10 protein-coding genes and 2 pseudogenes are annotated in these 5,867 nt (G+C 36.8%); 1 reads left to right on the top strand and 11 read right to left on the bottom strand.

What is annotated here, in order from left to right:
* Both IM515_RS14765 and IM515_RS14760 read right to left on the bottom strand, forming a co-directional pair.
* Nucleotides 1–473, bottom strand: a pseudogene (locus tag IM515_RS14765) (IS1/IS1595 family N-terminal zinc-binding domain-containing protein); the annotation flags it as partial.
* A gap of 111 nt (nucleotides 474–584) precedes the next feature.
* Nucleotides 585–779, bottom strand: coding sequence for a type II toxin-antitoxin system Phd/YefM family antitoxin (locus IM515_RS14760; RefSeq protein WP_287630582.1), 195 nt, complete (start codon nucleotides 777–779; stop codon nucleotides 585–587).
* Nucleotides 780–1,089: 310 nt separating this feature from the next.
* Between IM515_RS14760 and IM515_RS14755 the strand changes: the two genes are divergently transcribed.
* The gene (locus IM515_RS14755; protein ID WP_002762931.1) at nucleotides 1,090–1,347 is read left to right on the top strand and encodes a hypothetical protein; all 258 of its coding nucleotides are present in this window, start codon (nucleotides 1,090–1,092) and stop codon (nucleotides 1,345–1,347) included.
* A gap of 111 nt (nucleotides 1,348–1,458) precedes the next feature.
* Here IM515_RS14755 and IM515_RS14750 read toward each other — a convergent pair whose 3' ends face one another.
* From IM515_RS14750 to IM515_RS14710, 9 genes and pseudogenes are all read right to left on the bottom strand, one after another.
* Nucleotides 1,459–1,677 carry a DUF2283 domain-containing protein gene (locus IM515_RS14750; RefSeq protein WP_287630580.1) on the bottom strand — a complete coding sequence of 73 codons (219 nt, stop codon included), beginning with the start codon at nucleotides 1,675–1,677 and terminating at the stop codon, nucleotides 1,459–1,461.
* A 244-nt stretch (nucleotides 1,678–1,921) separates the two neighbouring features.
* Nucleotides 1,922–2,242, bottom strand: coding sequence for a helix-turn-helix domain-containing protein (locus IM515_RS14745; protein WP_287630579.1), 321 nt, complete (start codon nucleotides 2,240–2,242; stop codon nucleotides 1,922–1,924).
* Between the two features lie 4 nt (nucleotides 2,243–2,246).
* A pseudogene (locus tag IM515_RS14740) lies at nucleotides 2,247–2,456 on the bottom strand (hypothetical protein); the annotation flags it as partial.
* 19 nt (nucleotides 2,457–2,475) lie between these two features.
* On the bottom strand, nucleotides 2,476–2,742 hold the full coding sequence (locus tag IM515_RS14735; protein WP_002771198.1) for a type II toxin-antitoxin system RelE family toxin: 267 nt from the start codon (nucleotides 2,740–2,742) through the stop codon (nucleotides 2,476–2,478).
* Nucleotides 2,739–2,948 (bottom strand): hypothetical protein, encoded by a 210-nt coding sequence (locus tag IM515_RS14730; protein WP_043995852.1) that lies wholly within the window; start codon nucleotides 2,946–2,948, stop codon nucleotides 2,739–2,741. The genes IM515_RS14735 and IM515_RS14730 overlap by 4 nt, the downstream gene beginning before the upstream one ends.
* Before the next feature lie 82 nt (nucleotides 2,949–3,030).
* Nucleotides 3,031–3,360 (bottom strand): helix-turn-helix domain-containing protein, encoded by a 330-nt coding sequence (locus IM515_RS14725; protein WP_287630578.1) that lies wholly within the window; start codon nucleotides 3,358–3,360, stop codon nucleotides 3,031–3,033.
* A 24-nt stretch (nucleotides 3,361–3,384) separates the two neighbouring features.
* The gene (locus IM515_RS14720; protein WP_346304622.1) at nucleotides 3,385–3,687 is read right to left on the bottom strand and encodes a type II toxin-antitoxin system RelE/ParE family toxin; all 303 of its coding nucleotides are present in this window, start codon (nucleotides 3,685–3,687) and stop codon (nucleotides 3,385–3,387) included.
* A gap of 695 nt (nucleotides 3,688–4,382) precedes the next feature.
* The gene (locus IM515_RS14715; RefSeq protein WP_002731911.1) at nucleotides 4,383–4,679 is read right to left on the bottom strand and encodes a helix-turn-helix domain-containing protein; all 297 of its coding nucleotides are present in this window, start codon (nucleotides 4,677–4,679) and stop codon (nucleotides 4,383–4,385) included.
* The gene (locus IM515_RS14710; RefSeq protein ID WP_287630577.1) at nucleotides 4,672–5,064 is read right to left on the bottom strand and encodes a type II toxin-antitoxin system RelE/ParE family toxin; all 393 of its coding nucleotides are present in this window, start codon (nucleotides 5,062–5,064) and stop codon (nucleotides 4,672–4,674) included. The genes IM515_RS14715 and IM515_RS14710 overlap by 8 nt, the downstream gene beginning before the upstream one ends.
* Nucleotides 5,065–5,867 lie beyond the last annotated feature (803 nt).

Here is a 5,867-nt window from a genome sequence, read left to right as displayed (position 1 = left end):
TTTCTATCAATTGCAAGCCAAATATAGACCTTTATCGTCTTAGAAAAAACCAAAGACCACATCTCATCACATTCTATAACCAATTTACCTTTTGGTTTGTCCGAAACCTTTATTTGACGGGGGACAGCCGCCAGTTTATTGTTGACATAATTTTGTAAACATGAGCAACTTACCCCTGTTACTCTGGCAATTCCTCGTCAGGAAATTCGTTCGAGTAAGAGTTTGTCAATTAATTGTTTGGTTTCGTCAGAGACGGTTTTATTAGTGGGATTGATCACAAACGGTTGACCACATTCTTTACCTTGACGTTTGGGTTTTCCCTTAGGAATAGAACCATTCTTGATCATATAATGAGAACCACAATTAGGACAGGGGAATAGAGGTGAACTAGGGGGGGGACTTTGTTCGGTGCTAGACTGATATTTGAGTAAGCCAGACAGAAGCCAGAAAAAGATATTTATCAGAAAAGTCATGAGCAAGCTAGAGGTTTAAAGACTGATTGGGTTCCAATTATTTTTATTCATAAATATTTTACACAATTCATACCAGGTAAGCAAGAGGGCTACGCCACTACTACCGAATCATTACCCTGCTCCTAAATCTGCCGATATATTTTTTAGACGAAGATTTTTTATCTTGAGCAAATCCTCATAATCCTTCATCGAAATAATAGCCACACAATTGTGGTCATGCTCCCGGACAAGAATCGGTTCTTGTTGGGCCCTGTCCATAATGTAAGCAAAATCTTCCTTTACTTGTGAAACTGAAACTTGTCCTATGGTATTTTCTTTGAGAAATAACTGTGTTTATTCTAACATACCCAATTGTGCGATCACCGTAGTGGATTGTTCCTCCTAAATGATGTAAGTGCAATCGCCTATCTTGTAGGGTGCGTTACGCTATCACTAACGCACCAATTTTCTTAAGATGGTGCTTTACGGCGCAATCATAATTTAATTATTAACAAATTTCCTTTAAATACGCGCAAACACGCACCCTACAGGCTGATTTAAGAGAAGTAGAATCCTTTATTTAGTCAATAGTTAACATATAATTGAGTTAAGATATTCTCATTCAACGATTTTCCCTATGGCACAAGCTCAGGAACCGAACGATAAAAATTATGAAGTGGAGCGTCAATTGAGGAGTCTTAATCGGCGCCTGGAGCGTCTGGAAGATACCCAAGTGACAGGAAGAGAGCTAAACCGGAGTTTTGATCGAGTCTATGAGGAAATTGATCATCTTGAAGATAAAGTTGATCGGCTTCAATCGAATTTTGAAGAGTTTCGTGATGAGATTAACCAAAAATTAGATACGATTTTACAACATATTACGGGCATCAATTAAACTGCGATCGCCCGATTGACAGGGATCATCAATAAAGTCTTATCCTAGGTTGGGTTTCACTATCGTTCAACCCAAGACTTTTAAATAATTGAGTTGGGTTTCTACAGATTACTAATTTGCTAAGAGAATAGAATTTACAGGTAACGATTCAGATTCCAAATGAGTTAAATCAACAACTTGACTTGCTCTATCAATGTCAATTCCGACTAATTTTCCTTCTTTGTCAAAATCCAAGACAATATCAGGAGCAATTTCTTGAGAATCGGTAATCGTTTTATCTGATAGACTAATGTACAGGGAATCAGTTTCAGGATAATAATTAAATTTCATTTTTTTACTCCTTAAAATTACGATCTGGGAAAGCGTTATGAGCGGACATCGCTTCCCTTCAAGAGTTTGGCCTTGAGGGGAATTAAATAATTCTCCCCTTCTACCTGTACCCCATATCCTGCATAATAAAAGACTCCTACGCCACCCTTACGGAATTATCGGCTAAAATCATCGATTGCACCTCGTTTTCTGGTGCTAAAATACTATTGTTCTTTCATAGTTTATCCTTCCTTCATATTAATGTTTATAGTTCTATTAACACCCGAATTTTAGCGAATTGGACATCAACTTTCGGCTTAAGAATTATTTCAACATCTTTATCAAGAGCGTTGAGAATATGAAACAAATCTTCAAGAGAAAATTGACTCAGTTTTCCCTTGATTAATTGAGATGCTTCTAGTTTTGATATTCCTAAAGTTTCTGCTGTTTCAGCTTCCGTGAAGTTCCGTTCATTGACAATATCAATAATCCGAGATAGAATTTGAGCGCGGACTAAAGTTTGTTCGGCTTCTGGGTCGCCAAGATCAGCGAAAATATTACTATTACTTTTTTCAAAATCACTCATTTTCTTATTCTCCTTGATTTTTTAACCATTCTTGATAACTTATTTCAGCCAGTTTTATTTGAAATGGCTCCGTATTTTTCCAACGATAGGTATTCACATCTCGATAATCAACGGAAAGAATTTGACCTGAACCTAATTCTTCTGCTAAAATAACCAAAGATGCGTCGGCTAAATCCATTGGCAAATCTCTATATTTTTGCATCAGTTCTTCAGTGTGTTGGCACTGCTTAGTTTTAGGGAAAAAATCTATAAATCTCTCTTCTGTGTAAGAATCGACTAAAGATCAGTTCATCGTTAATAATTGCAACACCAATACGATAATCTCCTATTTTGATACGATAAAAACCCTGATAACCTTTAAGCTTTTTGAGGTTTTTTATATCATCCAGTGTTTGAGCTAATTTGCATTCATTGACAACAGTTTTTATCTCAGATAATAGTTTTTGATCTTTAATTTTTCTTAAGTCTTTGGAGAATTTGGCTACAAATTGAATTTTCATTCAACTTCTCCATTGAGAATAGCAAAAACTTCTTCTTCTGGAACAAATTCACCATTTAATCCTTCCGTAATAGCATTAGCTAAACCAATATCTTCTAGAGCTTCGATAACAATTTCATAAAATAGTTCCCGTTTGTTTTGCATCATTTCAATGAGGATTTCGGTTAGGATTTCTTTGGTTTTTTCTTCGGTAATAATTGATGACATTACGGTTAGTCCTTTATTTAAAGTTGGCTGGTGCGTTACATTAATATTAACACACTTTACGAGATCGGCGATCGCACTTAGATTAGGATTTATTTCGATACATAACCTGGATACTTACACTAGAGTTTGCTACAGCTTGGGGAGTGACTAGGATTTCTATATTCTGACCTAATGCTACTAGAAAGCTAAACATCTGCTCAAGAGAAAATTTTTGCAATCTGCCATTTTTTAAGTTAGAAATTTTAGCCTCGTCAATTCCCAAAATTTGACTGACCTCCTGCTGGTTTAATCCTTTTTCAGTAATCAGATCATAAATCACTGAAGCCAGCTTGACTTTAGCGAGTTTTTCTTCAGCATTAGCAAAGCCTAAGTCTTCAAAAATGTTTCCTGAACTAATAGTATATTCTGTCATAATCATTTATCCCCTTTTTGGTATTTATTGTTGCTCTTTGGCAATCTCCTGTGCTTTTTTCAGGCGTTCTTTGATTAGATCAATATTTTGTTTTGGTGTTTTAATCCCTGATTTTGATTTTTTCTTAAAGGCATGGAGAATAAAAATAGCATTGCTTAGTTTAAGAGCATAAACTGTTCTATAGGTATCGGTTTGATAATCGCTGACTATTTCAAAAACACCATTAAACCCCTTTAAGCTTTTGACATTAGGATGATTTTGATTATTCTGAACACGATAAAGAATGTAGCCAACTTCATCAACAACCTCTTCAGGAAATTCTAACAGGGCAAGCGCATCTTAACAATCCTTGACAAAATGAACTTTGTGTGAGTTGCTTACCCAGAGGGCAATTCAGGAATATTTGAGGAGAATTTGCCATCTCAATTGTTAAGCAAGAATCGACCAAATGTTAAGATTTCGTAACTATTCTGATTGACTGGTATCACCTGAAATGCCCACACAGCAAGCGGATCACAAAATTGGCCAATTGTCAATAGCTTTTGAGATGCTCTCACCCTGGAAATTCTAATAGCTCCTTTTTTGATGCTCCAATCCAGATAACAGTTTTCAGTTGTTTATCTACCATTTTTTCAAAAAAATGTGACAAATACAAATAAAAAGCTCATAAATTTGTTATAAAAATCCTCAAGACTAAGTTTGACAAAAGACCTGAGATTGTTATATTCTACAGGTGAAAAGCTTTTGCACGAAAGAGCCACACCCCACGCACCAATTATATCATTCATTCTGCCTGAATATCAAACAGGAACTAGAAACCTGTTACTAGGGAGAGATTGCTACGGGGGGATATGCGGTAGCAGTTAAATAATCATAATAAAAACCACAGAGGACACAGTAGCCGCTCTTGTCGGGTGCGTTAGTGATAGCGTAATGCACCAATTTTCTTAAGATGCTGCGTTACGGCGCGATCATAGTTTAATTATTAACAAATCTCCTTTAAATACGCGCAAACACGCACCCTACAAGCTACTAACAAGGCTCATTTTGACTCGTTGATTAAGGGCAGTGGCAATTTTTTGTAGCATTATTAGGGGATTGTCTTGATAGTCAGCGTCTTCTAGATCTTCAATAACGGATTGCTCAACATGGATTAGGTCGGCTAGTTGTTGTTGAGTTAATCCAGCATTCATACGAGCGTCATAAATCAATTGTGCGATTTCTGAGTTGAGGGATTCTAGGGCAATTTGTTCTTTGATTGTGGGATCGTCTGCAATCATTTGGTGAATGATTTTTACGGCATCTGTGGTTTTAGGCATTGTTTATTTCTCCTTGATAAGTATGAAGTTCTGGATTTTGTTTAAATTGTGCTTTTCTTTGGATAATTCTCTCGATGTCTTGTGAGGAAACGGCGGAAGTTTTTTTGATAAGAGCATGACCAATAATTGCTATATTTTGACCATGATAAAAATAGAGGATTCGATATTGTATGGTTCCCTGTTTGGCTCTAAGCTCCCAGATCTCATTTCTGAGATAATCGGCAGCAGGACGGCGCAGTTCATGTCCTTGTGCGGCAAGTTGTTCGATTTTGGTTATACATTTGGCAAATCCTTTTTTATCAGTTTTGAGTAATTTCTGAAGCCACTCAACGACGGGTGAGATGCCTTCTGCTTCTTGATAAAAGATGATTTTTGTCTTTGGCACGTTTCTTTTTAAATAGTATGCGATGAAAAATCAATAAATGCAATCAGGTGATGGTGATGGGTATCGAATTGCTGGATAGCTCATAACCTCGTTGAAAAGAATTATGCGATCGCCCCCTGTTTATCCCCTAAATTAAACTTAGAAATTTCGCGATAATAGACATCAACATCGTCAAGTATCAAGTTCTGTGAAAAGCTGATGTTTCCGTGAGCAAAACCCCTAAAATTAGACTTGACAAAAGACCTGAGATTGTTATATTCTACAGGTAACAAGCTTTTACACGAAAGAGCCACACCCCACGCACCAATTATATCATTCATTCTGCCTGAATATCAAACAAGAACTAGAAACCTGTTACTAGGGAGAGATTGCTACGGGGGGATATTCGGTAGCAGTTAAATAATCATAATAAAAACCACAGAGGACACAGTAGCGGCTCTTGTCGGGTGCGTTAGTGATAGAGTAACGCACCAATTTTCTTAAGATGGTGCGTTACGGCGCGATCATAGTTTAATTATTAACAAATCTCCTTTGGATACGCGCCTAACACACCCTACAAGCTACAGTGATAGCGTAACGCACCAATTTTCTTTCTTAAGATGGTGCGTTACGGCGCGATCATAGTTTAATTATTAACAAATTTCCTTTAAATACGCGCAAACACACACCCTACAAGCTACCTCAATTTTTTCAAAAAAAATCGACCAGCGGCTCTTGTAGGGTGCGTTAGTGATAGCGTAACGCACCAATTTTCTTAAGATGGTGCGTTACGGCGCGATCATAGTTTAATTATTAACAAATTT

It is taken from the genome of Microcystis sp. M44BS1 (assembly GCF_020244875.1).
Classification (GTDB): domain Bacteria; phylum Cyanobacteriota; class Cyanobacteriia; order Cyanobacteriales; family Microcystaceae; genus Microcystis; species Microcystis panniformis.
This window is presented reverse-complemented; position numbering and strand designations above follow the sequence as displayed.